Origin of the sequence: Alcaligenes endophyticus (genome assembly GCF_026344035.1) — a bacterium.
Taxonomy (GTDB): Bacteria; Pseudomonadota; Gammaproteobacteria; order Burkholderiales; family Burkholderiaceae_B; genus Alcaligenes; species Alcaligenes endophyticus.
The window spans coordinates 65400-84098 of the sequence record NZ_JAPKND010000003.1 but is presented as its reverse complement, the minus strand read 5'-3'; the positions used below and the strand labels follow the sequence as shown (position 1 = coordinate 84098).

Annotated in this window: 17 protein-coding genes; 10 read left to right on the top strand and 7 right to left on the bottom strand. The window is 49.3% G+C overall.

Annotated elements, in window-relative coordinates:
- Nucleotides 1-5 precede the first annotated feature (5 nt).
- Nucleotides 6-713 carry a DNA polymerase III subunit epsilon gene (gene dnaQ, locus OSH01_RS06895; RefSeq protein WP_266123348.1) on the top strand — a complete coding sequence of 236 codons (708 nt, stop codon included), beginning with the start codon at nt 6-8 and terminating at the stop codon, nt 711-713.
- Nucleotides 714-756: 43 nt separating this feature from the next.
- On the opposite strand, the gene OSH01_RS06890 is transcribed toward dnaQ, so the two are convergent.
- Nucleotides 757-1728: a Bug family tripartite tricarboxylate transporter substrate binding protein gene (locus tag OSH01_RS06890; protein ID WP_266123347.1), complete on the bottom strand. Its 972-nt coding sequence runs from the start codon at nt 1726-1728 to the stop codon at nt 757-759.
- Nucleotides 1729-2182: 454 nt separating this feature from the next.
- Between OSH01_RS06890 and OSH01_RS06885 the strand changes: the two genes are divergently transcribed.
- Complete coding sequence (locus tag OSH01_RS06885) at nt 2183-3679, top strand: NAD(P)H-hydrate dehydratase (protein WP_266123346.1); 1497 nt, start codon at nt 2183-2185, stop codon at nt 3677-3679.
- A 102-nt stretch (nt 3680-3781) separates the two neighbouring features.
- Here OSH01_RS06885 and OSH01_RS06880 read toward each other — a convergent pair whose 3' ends face one another.
- Nucleotides 3782-4969 carry an AfsR/SARP family transcriptional regulator gene (locus tag OSH01_RS06880; RefSeq protein WP_266123345.1) on the bottom strand — a complete coding sequence of 396 codons (1188 nt, stop codon included), beginning with the start codon at nt 4967-4969 and terminating at the stop codon, nt 3782-3784.
- Nucleotides 4970-5196: 227 nt separating this feature from the next.
- Between OSH01_RS06880 and OSH01_RS06875 the strand changes: the two genes are divergently transcribed.
- From OSH01_RS06875 to OSH01_RS06860, 4 genes are all read left to right on the top strand, one after another.
- The gene (locus OSH01_RS06875) at nt 5197-6345 is read left to right on the top strand and encodes a GGDEF domain-containing protein (RefSeq protein WP_266123344.1); all 1149 of its coding nucleotides are present in this window, start codon (nt 5197-5199) and stop codon (nt 6343-6345) included.
- Nucleotides 6346-6431: 86 nt separating this feature from the next.
- Nucleotides 6432-8333 (top strand): ABC transporter permease, encoded by a 1902-nt coding sequence (locus OSH01_RS06870; RefSeq protein ID WP_266123343.1) that lies wholly within the window; start codon nt 6432-6434, stop codon nt 8331-8333.
- Nucleotides 8333-9094 (top strand): ABC transporter ATP-binding protein, encoded by a 762-nt coding sequence (locus tag OSH01_RS06865; RefSeq protein ID WP_266123342.1) that lies wholly within the window; start codon nt 8333-8335, stop codon nt 9092-9094. The genes OSH01_RS06870 and OSH01_RS06865 overlap by 1 nt, the downstream gene beginning before the upstream one ends.
- A gap of 2 nt (nt 9095-9096) precedes the next feature.
- Nucleotides 9097-9822, top strand: a complete 726-nt coding sequence (locus OSH01_RS06860) for an ABC transporter ATP-binding protein (protein ID WP_266123341.1) — start codon at nt 9097-9099, stop codon at nt 9820-9822.
- Here the strand turns inward: OSH01_RS06860 and OSH01_RS06855 are convergent.
- Complete coding sequence (locus OSH01_RS06855; RefSeq protein WP_266123340.1) at nt 9817-10563, bottom strand: flagellar brake protein; 747 nt, start codon at nt 10561-10563, stop codon at nt 9817-9819. The genes OSH01_RS06860 and OSH01_RS06855 overlap by 6 nt on opposite strands.
- Before the next feature lie 197 nt (nt 10564-10760).
- On the opposite strand from OSH01_RS06855, the gene OSH01_RS06850 reads away from it, so the two are divergent.
- Nucleotides 10761-11183: a YidB family protein gene (locus OSH01_RS06850; RefSeq protein ID WP_376918062.1), complete on the top strand. Its 423-nt coding sequence runs from the start codon at nt 10761-10763 to the stop codon at nt 11181-11183.
- An 86-nt stretch (nt 11184-11269) separates the two neighbouring features.
- Here the strand turns inward: OSH01_RS06850 and OSH01_RS06845 are convergent, their stop codons facing one another.
- Nucleotides 11270-12547, bottom strand: a complete 1278-nt coding sequence (locus tag OSH01_RS06845) for a bifunctional O-acetylhomoserine aminocarboxypropyltransferase/cysteine synthase (RefSeq protein ID WP_266123339.1) — start codon at nt 12545-12547, stop codon at nt 11270-11272.
- A gap of 275 nt (nt 12548-12822) precedes the next feature.
- Here OSH01_RS06845 and OSH01_RS06840 point away from each other — a divergent pair, with 275 nt between their 5' ends.
- Both OSH01_RS06840 and OSH01_RS06835 read left to right on the top strand, forming a co-directional pair.
- Nucleotides 12823-15528, top strand: coding sequence for an AsmA family protein (locus tag OSH01_RS06840; protein WP_266123338.1), 2706 nt, complete (start codon nt 12823-12825; stop codon nt 15526-15528).
- A complete protein-coding gene (locus tag OSH01_RS06835) occupies nt 15525-15875 on the top strand; it encodes an MOSC N-terminal beta barrel domain-containing protein (RefSeq protein WP_266123337.1) in 351 nt (116 codons plus the stop codon). The genes OSH01_RS06840 and OSH01_RS06835 overlap by 4 nt, the downstream gene beginning before the upstream one ends.
- Nucleotides 15876-15901: 26 nt before the next feature.
- On the opposite strand, the gene OSH01_RS06830 is transcribed toward OSH01_RS06835, so the two are convergent.
- The 3 genes from OSH01_RS06830 to rsmD form a co-directional block, all read right to left on the bottom strand.
- Nucleotides 15902-16150, bottom strand: a complete 249-nt coding sequence (locus OSH01_RS06830) for a YfhL family 4Fe-4S dicluster ferredoxin (protein ID WP_266123336.1) — start codon at nt 16148-16150, stop codon at nt 15902-15904.
- 81 nt (nt 16151-16231) lie between these two features.
- On the bottom strand, nt 16232-16735 hold the full coding sequence (coaD, locus tag OSH01_RS06825; protein ID WP_266123335.1) for a pantetheine-phosphate adenylyltransferase: 504 nt from the start codon (nt 16733-16735) through the stop codon (nt 16232-16234).
- A gap of 65 nt (nt 16736-16800) precedes the next feature.
- Nucleotides 16801-17391: a 16S rRNA (guanine(966)-N(2))-methyltransferase RsmD gene (gene rsmD, locus OSH01_RS06820; RefSeq protein WP_266123334.1), complete on the bottom strand. Its 591-nt coding sequence runs from the start codon at nt 17389-17391 to the stop codon at nt 16801-16803.
- Between the two features lie 59 nt (nt 17392-17450).
- Here rsmD and ftsY point away from each other — a divergent pair, with 59 nt between their 5' ends.
- Nucleotides 17451-18698, top strand: a complete 1248-nt coding sequence (gene ftsY / locus OSH01_RS06815; protein WP_266123333.1) for a signal recognition particle-docking protein FtsY — start codon at nt 17451-17453, stop codon at nt 18696-18698.
- Nucleotide 18699: the final 1 nt, after the last annotated feature.

Genomic DNA, 18699 nt, shown 5'->3' with positions numbered 1-18699 from the left:
GAAAAATGCGTCAAATTATAATGGATACCGAAACAACGGGTTTAGACCCCAGAGACGGCCACAGGATAGTGGAAATCGCAGGCGTAGAAATGGTGAACCGTAAGCTCACGGGTAATCATTTACATTTGTACTTGAACCCTGATCGTGATAGTGATCCAGAGGCCTTGCAGATTCACGGCTTGACCACAGAGTTTTTATCTCAGTATCCGCGCTTTGCTCAGGTGGCTAACGAAATGCTGGAGTTCGTGCAAGGCGCGGAAATCATTATTCATAATGCTTCGTTTGACGTGCGTTTCTTGGATTCCGAGCTCGAAAAAGCAGGTTTAGAAAAATTCAGCACCTACTGCGATAGCATCACCGATTCGCTTTTGTATGCGCGAGAATTACATCCGGGTAAGCGCAACTCATTGGACGCGTTATGTGAGCGGTACGGCATTTCAAACGCTCACCGCACCTTGCACGGGGCCTTGTTAGACTCGGAGTTATTGGCTGATGTTTGGCTAGCGATGACTCGTGGTCAGGATGCGCTAATCATGGACTTTGATGAGCAGGACGATCATGATAATCCTGGTATCGCTTTACAGCGTTTTGATCCATCGGTGCTTAAAGCGGTACAGATCAGCGAGCAGGATCTACAAGCGCATGCCCATTATCTTGCTCAATTAGAAAAAGAAAATAAAAAACCCACCCTATGGCAAGAGTGGGGTCATTGATAACAGGCAGGGTAAGCTGCCTGGTTGATCTGTTTTTATTGGCCTAGTCGATCCTGGCACCCGATTGTTTGACGGCGCTGCCCCATTTTTCAATCTCGGTACTGATGAAGCCTTGGCCTTGTTCTAGGCTATACACCAAAGGTTGAGCACCGCGCTCTTGTAGGGCTTGCTTCATTTCAGGCGATTGCAAGATAGCGTTGATTTGCTCATTCAAGTACTGAGCAATTTCGTCGGGTGTGCCTGTAGGGGCAAAGACGGCAGCCCAGCCTACGGCTTCAAATCCTTCGTAACCTGACTCGGCAATAGTTGGCACGTCGTTAATCTGTTCTACACGCTCTGAGGTGGTGACCGCTAAAGCTTTTGCAGCGCCCGATTGTATGTGCGGTAACGCGGCGGTTACGGAGTCAACCATGAGGGGAATATGATTCCCAAGAAAGTCCGCTTGTGCTGGGCCACTGCCTTTGTAGGGAATATGAGGCAGATCGACATTGGCGACCGATTTGAACATTTCTGCCGATAGGTGCTGCGTGCCACCTACCCCAGCACTCGCGTAAACGAGCGAACCAGGCTTGGCTTTGGCTTGTTGTACCAACTCAGACAACGTGGTGATACCGCTTTGTGGAGTGGCTAAGAAAACGAGTGGAACCGTAAAAATTCCACCTACAGGGATCAAGTCTTTGCTCAACGCATAGCCAGGGTCGGCATAGAGAGTTTGATTAACTGCTGCCGCACTACCTCCGACGACCAAAGTGTAGCCATCGGGTTTGGAGCGAGCCACTTGACGCATACCGATATTGCTGCCTGCACCGGCTTTGTTTTCGACGATCACGGTTTGACCTGTGCGAACCGCCAGTTGCTCACCTACCATGCGGGCAAAAATATCGGTGGCTTGTCCGGGAGGGAAAGGCACAATGAGAGAAATATTACGGTCAGGGTAGGCTGCGTGGGCCAGTGCACTGCTGCTCAGAAGGGCACAAGTTATGAAAGATCGTAAGGCGCGTGGGCGTGAGAACATGAAAACTCCGTAAGAACTGCAAAAAACAGGCTGAGGCATACGCTGTGCTTTGTGTTCCCGGTACGGATAGAACAAACAGACAGACAGGGTGTAGGTGTACCAACAGTCTGAGCTAACAGCCTTGTGGGTAAAGTTGGCTGTTGGCGCCTCAGGAATAAATGGCTGTATCGTTTAAGCATAAAATTGAGTAAAGCCGAGTGTGATCATAACCGTAGAATCGCTAAAACGGCTCAAGAGAGCGACGATGTCTTCATCTATTTAGCTTGCCATACGCTGTTAACGATGAAAATAACAGGTCAAACCTTTGATTTTTTCGCTATATGCTGTACTATATATCGGTGTTTTCGATCGAGTCTGGTTACAGTGATTCCAGACTTTATATTTGCGGGCCCTTGAGGCCCGTTTTTTTTCGTCCTGATATTATGCTTACTCCCCCTACAGCACAGGATAAGAGATGGTGACACAGCATCTAGGTACACATTATTTAAGTCGGCATGCTTTGCTAGATCCGGCTACGCACAAAAACTTGGATCAAGCAGCACTGCAAGCGGGAAAAAGCTGGGCTGAGTTGTTGTGGTCGGCTGCACAGGCTGTAGCCAATGAAGTGATGCAACGCTGGCCGCAGGGAAGCGTCCTTGTCTTATGCGGCAGGGGGCTAAACGGAGCCGACGGCTTTTTATGCGGCGAGTTATTGCGCCAACAAGGACGTACGGTCGATATCTGCAGTCTTTACGCTGAGACAGAGCTGAGTCCGCAAACGAGCTGGGCGAAGCAACAGTGGCATGGCAGGTTAGTGAGCACTGCACAACTAGCGTTGAGCCACTATACGGTAGTGGTTGACGCGATGGTAGGGGCGGGCCTGAATAGGCCGCTGGATGCAAAGCTAGCCACCTTGCTGGAGCAACTGATGCATGCCAATCTACCTGTGTGTGCGATAGACCTACCTTCTGGGATGGACGGAGATAGCGGCCAATATGTAGGCCCCCAGTTACGGGCTAGTTGCACGGTTACCTTTGAGCGCTATAAACCGGCACATGTTTTACAGCCTGGTGCCAGCTATTGTGGAGATATTGTCCTGGCTAGCTTAGCTGTGCCTAGCCAAGCTTATCGAACTTTACCTATATCCTCGTGGCGAAATGATCCGCAGTTATGGTGTGATGTTTTGCCATGGCCCACTGTAGACAGTCATAAGTTTACCCGCGGGCATGCGGTGATCTTAGGGGGCGAGTCGTTAACAGGAGCTAGCCGCCTAGCCGCACGGGCCGCCCAACGAGCTGGTGCGGGTCTGGTAAGTCTATATGTCCCACCATCCGTCTGGGCCCCCTGTGCTGCTGCACTGGAAAGTATTATGGTAGGCAAACTGGCAGATATTATTCCAGACGATCCGCGTATTAGTGCTTATTTATATGGGCCGGGTGCGGGAGTCAATGCACAGACTTATACGCGTGTCATGCAATTGTTGTGCAGTGACAAGCCGGTAGTGTTGGATGCTGACGCCTTGACTGTGTTTCAAGAAGACCCCTCTGTGTTGTGGGAGGCCATGTGCCCTGAGTGTGTCATTACCCCGCACGAGGGTGAGTTTGCACGCTTGTTTAAAGACCTGCAGGGGCCCAATAAGCTAGCGCGGGCCAAGGCGGCGGCGCAACGTAGTGGTGCCGTGGTTGTGCTGAAAGGGTCTGATACGGTGATTGCTGCACCGGATGGCCGTTGTATTGTCAATGTTGTAGCCAGCCCCTTTTTGGCAACGGGGGGGAGCGGTGATGTTTTGGCGGGTGTTATTACAGGACTCTTGGCTCAAGGCATGCCGGTTTTTGAGGCGGCTGCTGCAGCAGTTTGGCTGCATGGGAAAATAGGTTTGAATCATGGGCCAGGCTTAATTCCAGAAGATATTATTCATGCCTTACCACGAGTATTAAACGAGCTTTATGTGAATAACGACGGGTGCAAATAAATAGCTTTAATTAGGGCCCAGATGCGTAGTGGGTTATCTATTGAGTTAGGAGAGTCATCCAGCACTTGACGTTACGTGGGGGTTGCTTGGAGGGTTAAGTTGTTAGTCTAGTGTCAGTAATTGATGTTGCCGTGTCTGGGTGCAATGTGAGCTTATATGATTGTGGGGCAAGTGTGCGGCGAGCTCGCTGCTAATGAGTATCTGGTTGGGATGGGCTTGCCAGCTCAACATTAAGGCTGTTTCTGCATGATAGGAGTAGGCGTCTAGTGTGTTGCCTAGCGCGCTTGTGTGCTGGGCCATATGGATGCCGATGCTCGCACTGACAGTGGCGTTATTCATATGACGCTGAATGTGATAAGCAGCACGATGCATGGTGTGCGCTAGTTGATTCGGTTCACATTGCTCAATGTAATACGCGAGTAAGTGAGTAGCCGAGGCCAGCGTAATCAATGAGGTAAAGCTTGCTAATAGTTGTAGTGCTTGATGTTGCTGTTGTTGCAACAAGGCGAGGTTAAGTTGAACAGACTGGTCGCTTTTGGGGTGCAGTTTAATAGCCATAATGCCTAATGGCGTGGCTTGTGCGGGGAAGGGCTCACTGACGAGGTGTTGAGGACTATAAAAAGCATGAGTTTGCAACGGTCTACATAAGTTTTGTATTGGCTGTTGGGATCGTGTTTGCAGACGTTGCCAAGCTTGTAACACGTCGTTGTCGTGTGGCCATTGCTTTTTGCAGTGATTGAGCACCTGGAGTGCCACTTGGGTAGAACTTTTAGGTAAGAATTGTTCTATGTAAATACTGCGCGCTAGTGCTAAATTGGTTTCAATGGCCAAGTCCAGTTGCTGTTGCCAGTGATATAATTTTGATTTTTCTTGAAACTTAAAGTTATTGAGAAATGAGCCTTGGTATAGAGTCAGTTTATGGATAATTGTGTTTTCGTCTGTTTCATTGTTTAAAACGAATAGGGCGTCAATAAAAATATGCTGAGTATCGAGTAGTAACGAGTCCTTGTGTGTGCTAATTATGGGGTGTTTTTGATTTAATGCTTGTTTCAAAATATGAAGAGCATGCCGTAACCGAGCACGTCGCACGCCCGAGGGAACCTCTTCCCATATGCTGTCTGCCAATGTGCTTCGATCTAGCTTGTGTTCTTTAGCCATTGCTAACATGGTTAAAAGTAAACGTGCCTTCTCATAATTAAGCTCTTGGCTCACTGTTTGATGTTGCAGTGTTAGCTCAAACTTTCCAAGTGTTAATAAACTTCCGTGGAAATGTTGGTTATTTTTAAGCATCGATAAAATAATTATGAAATATTTTTAATTGAAATTAAAAAATAAAATTTATTGACTCTGTTTTTTACTTGATGGAAGTAATTATGGCATAAGAGAAATATTTTTAATGTGGTTGTTAAAAAATCTCTTTCATGCTTTATTGCTACAGCGCAAATGGCTCTGGCTTAAGCACTTAACATGACAAGATAAGGCATGTTAGGGTGATGATTACGTATTGAGTGTGGCATATGATTAATCTTGTAACGGGTTTGAAAAGTTTGCAGATGCTAGGCGTTAGTTCCATCAGGGATACCATTAGTAGTAAGCATCATTCACGAGATTTCAAATATGCTCGTGCAGAGTATATGCGCGTCCGTGTCATGCTCTTAGGGCTGGCTTTCGCGGTGCTGACGCCTTTTTGGGCGTTTATGGATGCAATGATATTGCCGCAATGGGTCAGTAATTTTTTGCCCGTACGTCTCAGCATGTTTTGCGGGTTGCTGCTCTGCGCTGGTTTGGCTTACCGAGGGCAAGATAAAATCTCGTTAATCTATGCGTTGAGTGGCTTAGTGTTTATTTTGCCAGCGGGCTTTTATGGCTATATGTTGTGGATTGCTCCCGAATCGGTAGGCTACATTGTGGAAGCATACGGGTTCATCCCCTTCCTCTTGGTTGCAACATTAAGTGTTTTTCCCTTTACGCTCATTGAGTCAAGTTTAGTAGGCTTGGCTCTTTTGGCTTTGCAGTTTTATGCCTCTTACCAAAAAGGCTTATGGTTAAGTCCGCAAAGCTTACAAGATGCCTGGTTGCTCGCGGCCTTGCTTGTGGTGTCATTAACGGCTAATTATTTCCATCTAGGGTTGTTACAGCGCTTATATCGTCAAGCTACTCATGATCCTCTCACTGGTTTATTAAACCGCGGCGCTTTAAATGCCCAAGCCATGCAGTTAGTACGCGCACCTCGCCCTATGGGTATACATATACTCATGATAGATTTAGATCACTTTAAGCAAATTAATGATACCCATGGGCACTCTGTGGGAGACTCGGTTTTAGCTACTGCCGGGGTTTTGCTTCGCAGTGTTTGCCAGCCAGATTGCTTAGTTGCTCGCTACGGGGGGGAAGAGTTCGTCGTTCTTATATTAGGACGCACAGATCAGAAAGCGTGGGAGCTCGCTCAGCTTTTGCGCAATAACTTAGCGGAACTCACCTTCTTGAATCATGACAGGCAACATTTTTCGGTCACCGCCAGCATGGGGTTGACTGCGCATGATGTAAAGGGTAGTTTGGCGGATTCTCTACGCAGGGCCGATGCCTTGCTATATCAGGCAAAACGTCAGGGGCGTGATAGGGTCAGTAGTGATGTAGTAATTTTGCCGGAGCAAGTGGCGGCGTAGTCAGGTTTAATTTAGCTCCCCAAATGAAGGTCACTGGCTGGTATGCGTAACTTGGTTTCTCAGCCGTTTATATAGGTTTTCTAGCCATGCAATGGTCTGCCTTACTGGTGCAGTTGCTTAACGGTCTTGCATCGGCATCTTCCTTGTTCTTAGTAGCTGCCGGTCTATCTTTGATCTTCGGTGTCAGCCGCATCGTCAATTTTGCTCATGGCTCGCTGTACATGTTGGGGCTCTATGTAGCATATGGGCTCATGCAGTGGTGGGGTGATGGGGCGTGGGGGTTTTGGCTCTCGCTACCCGCCTCAGCGTTACTGGTTGCATTGCTGGGTGTTGTACTGGAGCTGACTTTATTGCGCCGTATTTATGCCGCTCCCGAGTTATTCCAGTTACTGGCCACTTTTGCTTTAGTGTTAATTATTAATGACGCGGCATTGGCCTTTTGGGGGGCGGAGGATTTGCTTGGGCCTTTAGCGCCAGGTTTGGATGGGGCGGTCAATATAGCGGGGCGCTATTTTCCTGAGTATGACCTTTTTTTGATTGCTCTGGGGCCCTTGTTATTACTGTGTTTGCATTGGCTACTCAACCGTACGCGATGGGGGGTATTGCTGCGTGCGGCGACTCATGATCGAGAAATGTTGGGTGCACTAGGGGTTAATCAAGCTTATCTATTTACCGCGGTGTTTACGCTCGGAGCTTTACTGGCGGGCTTGGGAGGTGCCTTACAAATACCACGGCAACCTGCTAGCTTAACGCTAGATCTGGGCATCATAGGTGAAGTGTTTGTGGTGGTCGTCGTGGGCGGGATGGGCTCTATGTCCGGTGCATATTTAGCTGCCGTTATAGTGTCTGTGCTGAAGGCCTTATGTGTTGCAGTGGGGACAGTCACCTTCTTTGGTGTAGAGCTTGTCTTTCCTAAATTAACGTTAGTTTTGGAGTTTATCTTTATGGCCTTAGTCTTGGTGCTAAGACCTTGGGGATTACTCGGTAAGGCCCAAGCAGTAAGTCGTAACTCGGCACCCATCGAAGCCCCCTTAAAAAATGCTAGTAGGCGTATGCGCGCTACGTTTTCTCTTCTGGTTCTCGGGCTATTCCTGTTGCCGTGGATTGGCAACGACGGAGCTTACGGTCCCACCTTAATGATTGATGTCCTGCTAGCCGTGTTGTTTGCCCTGAGCTTGCACTTTTTAATGGGTCCTGGGGGGATGAACTCTTTTGGGCATGCCGCTTATTTAGGTTTAGGAGCTTATGGCGCCGCACTGCTTTACAAGTCAGGGCTTGGGGGCATGGAGGCCGCACTTATATTTGGCCCGTTGCTAGCCGCTTTAGCGGCGGGTTTGTTTGGGTGGTTTTGTATTCGTCTATCTGGTGTTTATCTAGCCATGTTGACCTTAGCTTTTGCGCAAATTGTGTGGTCAGTAGTCTTTCAGTGGGATCAGTTTACCGGCGGTTCAAATGGCTTGTTAGGTATTTGGCCGGATGGCTGGTTAGGGCAGGGTCGTTTTTATTACTTAGTACTGTGCGTGACGGTTGTAGCGGTAGTGGGTGTTAGGCGAGTCTTGTTTGCTCCTTTTGGTTTTGCGATGCGGGCCGGTCGAGATTCAGAAATGCGCGCTTTGGCAAGTGGCATACCTGTGCGTCAGGTACAGTGGTTTACCTTTGTGCTGGCAGGCACTTTGGCAGGTGTGGCAGGCAGTTTGTTTGTCTTTGCTAAAGGTAGTGTGGCCCCCGAACTGTTGTCGGTGACTAAATCGGTGGATGGTTTGGTAATGGTGCTGTTAGGCGGTTTGCAAACTTTGTCTGGCCCTGTGGTGGGAGCAGTCAGCTTTAGTTTGCTACATGACTTTTTATTGGGCTGGACTGAATATTGGCGTGCTCTTTTAGGCCTCATCATTTTAGTTTTGGTGTTGCTCTTTCCGCGAGGCCTGGCCGCTAGTGTGCCTACGCTTAGCGGCTGGGTGGCTCACACTGTACGGGAGCGGAAGACCTAATGCTGGCGATACGCAATCTACATAAAAGTTTTGGGGGTAATCAGGCGGTGCGTAACCTTAGCTTTGAGTTAAAAGCGGGGGAAATGCTGGCCCTGATAGGGCCTAATGGGGCCGGAAAAAGCACTTGTTTTAACTTGTTAAACGGACAATTGAAACCTGATCGTGGGACGGTCCGCCTCGACGGAGCATTAATAAGCGGGCTGAAGCCGCAGCGTATCGCTGAGCAAGGGTTGGCACGTACCTTTCAGATTGCGGCAACCTTTGCGTCGATGACAGTGATTCAGAATATTCAAATGGCGATGGCTGCTCACCATAAGCGTGTCTTTTCCTTTTGGCGTCCTTTACCTCATTATTATTATGCGGAAGCCATGGCGTTGTTACAGCAGTTAGATTTACAGCATCTTGCCGATAGTGCTAGTAGTCAGCTTGCTTACGGTGACGTGAAGCGTCTTGAACTAGGCGTGGCATTAGCCTCAGAGCCTCGTGTTTTACTGATGGATGAACCAACAGCGGGTATGGCGACTGCTGAGCGACGTGCGCTAATGAGGCTTGTACAGGAGCTGGTACGTCGGCGTGGGATGTCGGTGCTGTTTACTGAGCACAGTATGGATGTGGTCTTTGAGTGTGCGGATCGCGTGTTGGTGATGGCTAGGGGTGAGCTAATTGCGCAGGGGGCTGTCGCGGATATTCGCGCTCACCCAGAGGTACAAAAAGCGTACTTTGGCAGTGGAAGTAGTTTTTCAGGTTTGCTACGGGGGTAGGTATGCTTGATCTATTAGTAGTGAATCAGCTCAACGCTTATTACGGTTCGGCACAAGTTATTTTTGATATGGATTTGCAGCTTCAGCGTGGCGAGGTAGTGGCGTTAATGGGCCGCAATGGTGCAGGCAAGTCTACAACGCTGAAAGCAATAATGGGCTTGCTAGCAGGCACTCAGGGTAAGGTTGAGCTGATGGGAGCTGACGTCAGCGCGTGGCCTAGTTACCAACGTGCACGGGCGGGATTAGGGTATGTACCTGAAGATAGACGGGTGTTCAGTGATCTGACGGTATTAGAAAACCTAGAAACAGGCCGTCAAACAGCGCGTTTTTGGCCCGATGGGCGAGTTGCCCCCTGCTGGAGTGTGGACGCTTTATTAACCCTTTTTCCTAATCTGGCAGAGCGCGCCAACCAAGCGGCAGGAAAAATGAGCGGCGGCGAGCAGCAAATGCTAACGATTGCCCGCAGCTTGATGGGCAACCCGTACCTGTTGCTACTGGATGAGCCTTCAGAGGGTGTTGCTCCAGTTATCGTGGAACAAATGGTCGCCATGATTTTGCAGCTTAAGCAGCAGGGTGTGAGTGTTTTATTGTCTGAGCAGAATCTGCATTTTGCTGCCTTATTAGCTGACCGCGTTTACGTACTAGACCGTGGGCACATTTTCTATACAGGTAGCATGCAAAACTTGATGCAGGAAAAAGAGATTCTGCGCGAACATTTAAGTTTATAGAAAGCCTTTGCGGCGTGCGATTTCTTGGCGCTCAATGTGCGTGATATAGCCTTGAATGTTCATTTGGGCCTGCCCCGATAAATTGAGAAATGTACAGCCGATGCGGCGTATTGGACGGCCGGACTCTAGCTGTTGATCTTGTGTGCGTACGAAGAGCACGTCCAAGTTTACGTCGCCGATTCCTGGCAAGTGCAGCCGAGCATCTCGTACTAAAATTCCTGCTTGTGCATCAAGGCTAAGCGTGTCGTCATGGATAGCCATGCCACCGGCATTTATGTCGTGTAAAGGAAAGCTCCATTCCTGTATGCCCAGCTTGAACGAGACGGTAGCCGGATTGCTGACGGGGACGTTGACGCGGTAAAAGCGTCTGCGTTGTAGTCTGTGCACCGTGCTAGGGATGGGCAAGGATAAGGCAGGCTTTTTCTCGAACATGCAAGGGCTGGCGGGCCCCGCTTTGAAGCTGATGAGAATTTTCTCTAGGTGTGTTTGTAGCTGGTTGCTTGCTGAGCGTTGCAAGATGGCATTGATGTTATCGTCGGGGGCAGCGTCAATAATGAAGGTATTAGTGTCTACGGATAAGATGGTGGTGACCACACCACGGTTTTCCTGTGGGCAGGAAATATGCAGCAAACTTTGTGTTTTTTGTATTTTTCGTAAGATTTGCAGGATTTCTAGCTGGGAACGAACGAATAAGGCATCGTCGTCCGAAGCGGTATCATCACGGGGGGGACTAGTATCCATGTAAGCGAACAATGAATGAAGCTGTGGGATGATTAGGGTAGCATGCTTGTGTATCAAAAAGTGTGTCAATCTGACGAAATGTGCCGTTTGGCTTCATAGGATGAGGGCTAGGTAGAGAAGCATTATTGACGCAAATTAGCAGTTGCTTGGGCGAAGTTATTCTAAAATTTGTATCAAATCATTCTTGGACAGGAAAAATGGGACTCTTCAATTCTATGGCATCGGCGCTTTTGTCAGGAGCGTCACAGGCTCAAGTGCAAAGCAAGCTGCTTCCTGCGGTGGTGCAGGTGGTAAACGGTTTTCCGGGCGGGTTAGAAGGTTTGGCGGAACGGTTTCGCCAAGGAGGCCTAGCTGAGGTTCTTGGCTCGTGGATATCCAGTGGACCTAACTTGCCGGTACAAACGAGTCAGTTAAGTGCGGTACTGGGCCAAAGCATACTAAGCCAATTAGTAGTTAAAAGCGGTTTGAATGAGTCTGTGGTGCTAGAGGGCTTACAACAACTGCTGCCAGCACTGATTAAGCAAAGTAGTGTGGGCGGGGTATTGCAGACGGATAAACCCTTGGATGCATCGTCTTTGTTGGCCAGTGTTGGCCAACTGTTAGGTAGCAAGCTAGCGTAAAGCTACTAGAGCGTAGCCCCCCACCACGCGACAAGCTCGTTGCCTATGTGGCTAACGAGCTCGTCGTGTGGGTTGGATAGGGAGTGTTAGGCTTTACTAGCCTCAAGCGCTTGCTCTAAGTCGGCCAAGATGTCGTCGATGTGTTCAATACCAATAGATAGGCGTACTAGGTCTTCGCTGACGCCGGCAGCAGCGAGCTCTTCGCTATTGAGCTGGCGGTGTGTGGTAGTGGCTGGATGGCAAGCGAGCGATTTTGCATCGCCGATATTAACCAGTCGTAGTATCAGTTTGAGCGCATCAATAAAACGTGTGCCTGCAGGCAGACCACCTTTAATCCCAAAGGATAAAATGGCAGCCGGCTTACCGCCTACGTATCGTTGCGCCAAATGGTGATCGGGGTGGTCTTTCAGACCTGCATACTTTACCCAAGAAACTAATGGGTGCTGCTGTAAATACTCGGCTACTTTCTGTGCGTTTTCAGTGTGTCTTTCCATGCGTAGAGCAAGCGTTTCAATACCCTGCAAGATTTGAAAAGCACTAAACGGCGCTAAGGCTGATCCTGTGTTACGCAGTGGACCTACACGGCAACGGCCTATAAAGGCGGCAGCACCCATTGCTTCGGTGAAAACCACGCCGTGGTAGGACGGGTCTGGCTGATTTAGGATGGCAAAGCGCTCTTTGTGTTTGGCCCAAGGAAATTTTCCAGAATCCACCACAATGCCTGCAATAGTAGTGCCGTGGCCACCCATGTATTTGGTTAGGGAGTGCACCACAATGTCCGCACCATGTTCAAATGGGCGGCATAAAGCGGGTGATGCTACGGTGTTGTCGACGATTAATGGGACGCCGTGGCGATGAGCAACATCGGCCAAAGCTTGTATGTCGCAAATATTGCCAGCGGGGTTACCGATGGTTTCGCAAAACACAGCTTTTGTTCTGTCGTCAATAAGAGCCTCTAAGGCTTCAAGATCGTCATGAGGGGCAAAGCGTACGGTAAGCCCTTGGCGTGGTAGAGCATGGGCAAATAAGTTGTAAGTGCCGCCATAAAGCTTACTGACAGACACAATGTTGTCACCAGCTTCTGCGATGGTTTGTATAGCATAGGTGATAGCCGACATGCCGGAAGAAACGGCTAGGGCACCAATCCCACCCTCTAGAGCGGCAACGCGCTGTTCTAGCACGGCATTGGTGGGGTTCATGATACGAGTGTAGATGTTACCTTCTACCTTCAGATCAAATAGGTCTGCGCCGTGTTGGGTGCTATCGAATGCATAAGAGGTTGTTTGATAAATGGGTACCGCCACCGCTTTTGTGGTTGGGTCGGGCTGGTATCCGGCATGAACGGCAAGAGTTTCTAATTTCATGGAAAAGTGAGCGAGCAAAAAGTGTTAAAAGTCGGTTCTTTCAAAGCGTAGCGTGTTGCATGCCTGAAGGGGTGTATAAAAATAGATTATTCTTCTATTTCGATATTACTACAGCTTATATTGCTGAAAGGCTTACTGAGATAGGGGGATAATTCGTAAAAGTGCTGATACTTGCAGCGAAGTATGCATTTTTATACTGGCATGAGGTAGCATTCAGAGTTCATATCATAGCCATAAGATTGAAGGGATAATGTCGCGATGTTGCTGAGGGCTCAATGAAAGTATGGTTTAAACGGGGTTTGTTTGCATTGGTAGCCTTGGCTATTATTGCTTTAGTGGGTGGGGCCATATTTTTACTCACTTTTAACCCTAACTCTTACAAGCAAAAGCTGGCAGACGTGGTCTATCAGAAGTATCAGCGTACGCTGAAAATTGACGGTGAGATTGAGCTATCGTTATTTCCCCGTATAGGCCTGTCGGTTCAAGGTTTATCTTTATCTGATCGAAACTCTGCAGATACGTTTGCCTCGTTGGAGAGTGCGCGCTTTGCTGTGGCGCTATGGCCGCTAATTTCTAACCGTTTGGTGGTTGATCATGTTGCGGTAACGGGATTCAAAGCGTGGATAGTACGCGAAGAAGACGGAAGCTTTAATTTTGACGACTTATGGCAAGCGCCGCCGGCCGGAACAGATCAAGCTAAAGGATCTGCGCTTAACTGGTTGTCTGCTGCGCATGCGGCTAAGGCCCCCGCGGAAGACGAAGCAGTAGTCGCTAAGCAGCCTACTGAGCAGGATGGGTCTAGCTCACTGACTGACCGCTTAGCTCAGCGAGCAGTCGATGACACCGACTTTCAAATTGATATTGCCGGCTTAAGCTTACGAAAGGGCGAGATTCACTTTTATAGTAAGCGCAGTAACACCACGGCGCGCTTGCTAGACCTAGAGCTCAATACTGGACGGGTAACCTTTGGTCAACCCTTCGATGTGGACATGAAGGCGCAGTTGCGGGGTGATTACCCCAGCATTAGTGCAGAGCTAAATGGTCAAGCGCAATTAAAGCTAGAACCTAGCATACAGTCCTATGCAGCCCAGCGCCTAGATGTGCGTGTGAATGGTCGCTTTGATCAGCTAGAGGCACAAAGTGTCAGCGTGAAAGGAAATATCGCGTACAACGTGCTCTTGCGACAGTTTCAAGCGACTCAGCTTGAAACAAACCTGCAAGGGCAATGGTTAGGTGTTCATCCTATCCAAAATTTACAAGCCTCATTAAGCTCACCACGCTTCATGATTGATCAGGCAGGAGACCTGCTTTCTTTCGAAAAGCTGGCGCTTCGGGCGAATGGCAAGACACAAGAGCAGGCTTTAGAGCTTGCGGTGGATGTGCCTCGCATGGCCGTATCGGCCAGTGAGGCTAGCGCTGAACCCTTGACGGCGACTTTTAAGTTGACTGGCCCTAGAGTGTTGGGGCTTGCATTGCATTTAAAAGGCCTTACGGGAAATAGTGAGAAGCTGTATTTTGATGATGCTCGCTTAGAAGCTGCCTTTAAGCGCGGTACGCGTGTGGCTCAATGGAAAGCAGCTTCGCCTGCAGAATGGCAGCCGGCAGGGCAGTGGATTAAGTTGCATGACATACAGTCCAGCTTGAGAGTCGAGGACGAAGCGAGTAAGGGTAGTCGCTATAACTTACCTATCAGCGGAACGGCAGACTTAAACATCGGTCAGTCTATTTATAGCAGTGTATTAGCGGTGCAGACTGACGAGGCGCGTAGTCAGTTAGCATTCGATCTACGTCCCGATGCAGTAGGCTCGTTGCTGACACTTGGTTTGGATGCGGAAAGTGTTAACTGGGATGAGCTACAGTCTATTTTTGTAGCAGCTGCTCCTCAGCTAGAAGCGGAGAAAGTGGCCGAGCCTGAGCAAAACGCAGAGCAAACAGACGCCGCCGAGGCGGCAGCAACCCCTCCCAACGTTGAACCTGTCGTAGAAGAGGAATTAGCCAGCACGCAGGATCCCTTGAGCTGGCTCGAGCAGCTACGTGTGAAGGCCACACTCAACATTCAAGCGTTGCGTGCGCACGGACTGCGCTTAAGCGATGTGCAAGCGCAGTTAGAGAGTGATGCCAAAAACCTACAGTTGAAAAGCTTACGTGCTCAGTTGTACGAGGGTGAACTGCAGGCTAAAGCAAGTCTAAGTCGCGAGTATAAATATCAGCTAGATATGGACTTGCAGAAGGTGCAGTTGGGTTCGTTGTTGCTGGATGGTTGGGGCAACGATTATATGTATGGGCTGGCAAATGTAAAATTGCAGTTGCAAACTCAGGGTAGCACCCGTGCGGCTAGCTTAGCAGCCCTAGATGGGCAATTGCGTCTACAGGTGCAAGAGGGGGGCTGGCGAGGGATAGACTTGACCCAACGTGTCCGCGATATTAACGAGGCCATACGTAATGCGTTTAGTGGTGATGTGCCCGCTTTGCCGTCCGAGGCGCAATGGCAAGAGCGTACGGTTTTTAAACAGTTGCAAAGCCAGGTGAGTTTTAAACAAGGGCAAGGTACGGTAAAAACCTTACAGCTAGACATGCCGTGGTTGCGCGTGACTCAAAGTAAGCCAGCCAGCGTAGATTTACTCAGTGGGCAATTAGATATGGTTTTGCTTCTGCGCCTGCCGGCCAGTATGAACGCCGAGGAACGTAAACTGTGGCAGAGCCTGCGCAATGTCGCCTTGCCGCTCAGTATCAGCGGCCCCTTGGACGCTTTACAGTACCGTATACAGTGGCAAGAGATTAAAAGCACGGTGATTCAAAAAGCGTTGTCAGAGGGGTTGTTAGACTTATTCGAGAAGCAGTCGCCGGTAGAGTTGTTGCAAGAAGAGCAACAGGCCAATGCAGGTATGGTAGGGCAAAAGTTAGGGGAGCTGCTGCAGGCGAATGTACCGCCAGACAGTAAGTCGTTGGGGCAAACTATTAAAAATTTACTAGGTCAATGAGTCAAACTATTTCCCCTATTCAAGGTGCGCCAGGTGTAAAGATTGAGGATGCACTGTCTTATCAGCATCAGTGGCTATTGCTTTCGGGGCAGAGCTTAATAGATCAAAATAATTGTCCAGCTCTAGCGCAATTGGAAGTGGCCGTGCGTTGGGGGCAGCTGCAACTGCGCGCTCCGGGTATGATGCGTTTGGATATTGTGCTGGACGTCATCGAAGACGATGAGAGTGTGATCGAACAGCACGTTGTAGCCGGACAAGCGCTACGCTTAATTGATGAAGGTGAATTGGCGGGGGCTTGGTTTAGCAATTTCTTGCAACAGCCCGTACGTTTATATAAGCGCCTCTAGCCCGTTAACGCCTAACTAAGCGGGATTTATACTTTCTGCAGTGCGTGGTAGCGTGCCATCAGGGTAGCGTTGTCTTCTTGATGGTCTGGGTGGATTTCAATGCACTCTACCGGACAAACCACTTGGCACTGAGGCTCGTTAAAGTGCCCTACGCATTCGGTGCATAGAGATGGGTCGATTTCGTAAATTTCGGCCCCCATGTATATCGCGGTATTGGGGCATTGCGGCTCACAAACATCGCAGTTAATGCATTCTTCGGTTATATGCAGAGCCATTGTCAAGCCTGTGTAAAAGCAAGGGTAATCATATGCTTAGTGTAATACAGGCCTGCCTAAGATGTTTGCTTACTGCACTGATTATTGTTGATTTTGCTGTTGTCGACGCTCTTGGGCTTTGGTGTGGAGCCAGCGCTCTACCGAAGGAAAGACGAATTTGCCCACATCGCCACCCAATATAGCGATTTCTCGCACGATAGTGCCAGAAATAAATTGATACTGGTCCGAGGGGGTCATAAACATGGTTTCGACTTCGGGCAGTAAGTGGCGATTCATGCCAGCCATTTGAAACTCGTATTCAAAATCGGATACGGCGCGTAAACCACGTACAATGACACGTGCGTTTTGTTCACGTACAAAATCTTTGAGCAAACCGCTGAAGCTTTTTACTTCCACGTTGGGGTAATGGCTAAGGACTTCGGTAGCAATGGCAACACGTTCATCGACGTCGAAAAAAGGGCGTTTGTTTTGGCTTTGCGCTACCCCGACTACTAAGTGATCAAACAAGTTGGCCGCACGCCTGACTAAGTCTTCGTGGCCACGTGTTAAGGGATCGAAGGTTCCGGGGTAAACAGCAGTAATCATAATGATGTGTCGCTTATGTAAAATCGGGTAGATCAAGAAGTGGCGTGTTGTCTCAAGACAGTGCTTTACGTGTCATTATTGGCATTATTCACTTTTTCTTGCGTTGCAGCAAATTGCGCCAGCAGAAAATGAGCATGAGCCGTTTTTCCTGAGCGTAGTAACTCAAATTGTTCAGGTAAATTGATGGCAGCTTCTGATTCTACATAGATTAAACCATTATTCACTAATACCTGATTTAGGTGAGGCCATACTTTATCTAACCAGTGGGCACCAAAAGGAGGATCGACAAAAACCAGATCGTACCGCATTTGACTGCGTTGTAGTACGTGCATCGCATCGCCGACGTGAATGCGAACTTGCGTAGCCTGCAACTTGTCGCGTAAGGTTTTCAGGTTTTTGGCGGCGACGGGACTTTGTTCGACCAGTTGTACAAACTGCGCACCGCGCGATGCGGCTTCAAAACCTAGTGCGCCGGTCCCAGCAAAAAGATCCAGACATGAGCGTTGACTAAAATCACCAGACCAAATGTGTTGTAACCAGTTAAATACGGTTTCACGGACGCGGTCTGAGGTTGGACGCAAGCCGGGTGCATCAATGACGGGAATCTGGGTGCGACGGTAATCCCCGCCTACAATACGGATAGTGTGCTTTCTCATGGTGGCCTAGTGCCAGTAGTAGTGAATTTCAATTAAAAACTTCAGCTAGTGTAGAACGTATGTTTAGTTTTTTTAAAAGAAAGAAGGGTAGCCCGCAGGCCGAGCAGCAACAGAGTCTGCCTACCCCCGTGGAAACGTCTGAACCTTTGCCGGTTGCTGATTATCGGTCAAAGCCAGAGTCTGTGCCAGAGCCTGTATTAGATCTAGCGCCTCTTGAGGTGGAGACGGAGGGTGGGGCTGAGGAGGATGTTGTTTTGAAAACAACGCCCACCACGCAAGAGCTGGATGGGTTAGAGGCGCACACAGATTTGTCGTCGAACTCTGATGCCAACCAGCTTGAGCAACTGGTACCAGCCTCTCCTTCAGAGCCCGAAGCTACAGCGCCTTCTAAGGGCTCATGGTTACGTCGTCTACGCCAAGGGCTGTCACGTACAGGTCAAAGCATAGGTGGCTTGTTTGTGGGGGCGAAGGTCGATGAGGCCTTGTTTGAAGAGCTGGAGACCGCCTTGATTCTGGCTGACGCCGGCATGGATGCGACGACTACTCTTATTACGGCCTTACGGGCACGAGCTCGAAAAGAGCGTATCACCGATGCAGAGCAATTGCGTGCAGCTCTGGTGGATTTATTGAGCGATCATTTAAAGCCATTAGAGAAAGCCTTTCCTCTAGGTAGCCACAAGCCTTTGATTCTAATGATTGCAGGGGTAAACGGTGCGGGAAAAACCACTTCTATTGGCAAGTTGGCTCATGCCTTCCAAGCACAGGGGAGTAAAGTGCTACTGGCCGCAGGCGATACATTCCGTGCGGCGGCACGTGAGCAGTTGATTGAGTGGGGTAAACGCAACAATGTGAATGTTATCGCTCAAGACGGTGGGGATCCTGCGGCAGTTGCTTTTGATGCTGTACATGCGGGTAAAGCTCGAGGCATGGACGTGCTAATGGTGGATACGGCAGGTCGCTTGCCTACACAGTTGCACCTGATGGAAGAGCTCAAGAAAATTAAAAGGGTGATGAGTAAAGCTGATGGTCAAGCTCCCCACGAAGTATTACTGGTGGTTGATGGCAACACAGGGCAAAACGTCATTTCTCAGATACGGGCATTTGATGCAGCCATTGGTCTAACCGGTTTAGTCGTCACCAAACTAGATGGCACCGCTAAAGGCGGCACGTTGGTCGCGGTAGCAGCGGGGGCGCAGGGAGTACGGCCTGTACCCGTGTATTGGATCGGAGTGGGCGAGGGTATGCAAGACCTGCAACCCTTTGTGGCCCGTGAGTTCGCCAGTGCGTTGGTGGGTGAAAACCAATAAG

Bases quoted from the DNA above. Each gene is read 5' to 3' on its own strand.
- dnaQ (WP_266123348.1), top strand. From the start codon at position 6: ATGCGTCAAATTATAATGGATACCGAAACAACGGGTTTAGACCCCAGA.
- OSH01_RS06890 (WP_266123347.1), bottom strand. From the start codon at position 1,728: ATGTTCTCACGCCCACGCGCCTTACGATCTTTCATAACTTGTGCCCTT.
- OSH01_RS06885 (WP_266123346.1), top strand. From the start codon at position 2,183: ATGGTGACACAGCATCTAGGTACACATTATTTAAGTCGGCATGCTTTG.
- OSH01_RS06880 (WP_266123345.1), bottom strand. From the start codon at position 4,969: ATGCTTAAAAATAACCAACATTTCCACGGAAGTTTATTAACACTTGGA.
- OSH01_RS06875 (WP_266123344.1), top strand. From the start codon at position 5,197: ATGATTAATCTTGTAACGGGTTTGAAAAGTTTGCAGATGCTAGGCGTT.
- OSH01_RS06870 (WP_266123343.1), top strand. From the start codon at position 6,432: ATGCAATGGTCTGCCTTACTGGTGCAGTTGCTTAACGGTCTTGCATCG.
- OSH01_RS06865 (WP_266123342.1), top strand. From the start codon at position 8,333: ATGCTGGCGATACGCAATCTACATAAAAGTTTTGGGGGTAATCAGGCG.
- OSH01_RS06860 (WP_266123341.1), top strand. From the start codon at position 9,097: ATGCTTGATCTATTAGTAGTGAATCAGCTCAACGCTTATTACGGTTCG.
- OSH01_RS06855 (WP_266123340.1), bottom strand. From the start codon at position 10,563: ATGGATACTAGTCCCCCCCGTGATGATACCGCTTCGGACGACGATGCC.
- OSH01_RS06850 (WP_376918062.1), top strand. From the start codon at position 10,761: ATGGGACTCTTCAATTCTATGGCATCGGCGCTTTTGTCAGGAGCGTCA.
- OSH01_RS06845 (WP_266123339.1), bottom strand. From the start codon at position 12,547: ATGAAATTAGAAACTCTTGCCGTTCATGCCGGATACCAGCCCGACCCA.
- OSH01_RS06840 (WP_266123338.1), top strand. From the start codon at position 12,823: ATGAAAGTATGGTTTAAACGGGGTTTGTTTGCATTGGTAGCCTTGGCT.
- OSH01_RS06835 (WP_266123337.1), top strand. From the start codon at position 15,525: ATGAGTCAAACTATTTCCCCTATTCAAGGTGCGCCAGGTGTAAAGATT.
- OSH01_RS06830 (WP_266123336.1), bottom strand. From the start codon at position 16,150: ATGGCTCTGCATATAACCGAAGAATGCATTAACTGCGATGTTTGTGAG.
- coaD (WP_266123335.1), bottom strand. From the start codon at position 16,735: ATGATTACTGCTGTTTACCCCGGAACCTTCGATCCCTTAACACGTGGC.
- rsmD (WP_266123334.1), bottom strand. From the start codon at position 17,391: ATGAGAAAGCACACTATCCGTATTGTAGGCGGGGATTACCGTCGCACC.
- ftsY (WP_266123333.1), top strand. From the start codon at position 17,451: ATGTTTAGTTTTTTTAAAAGAAAGAAGGGTAGCCCGCAGGCCGAGCAG.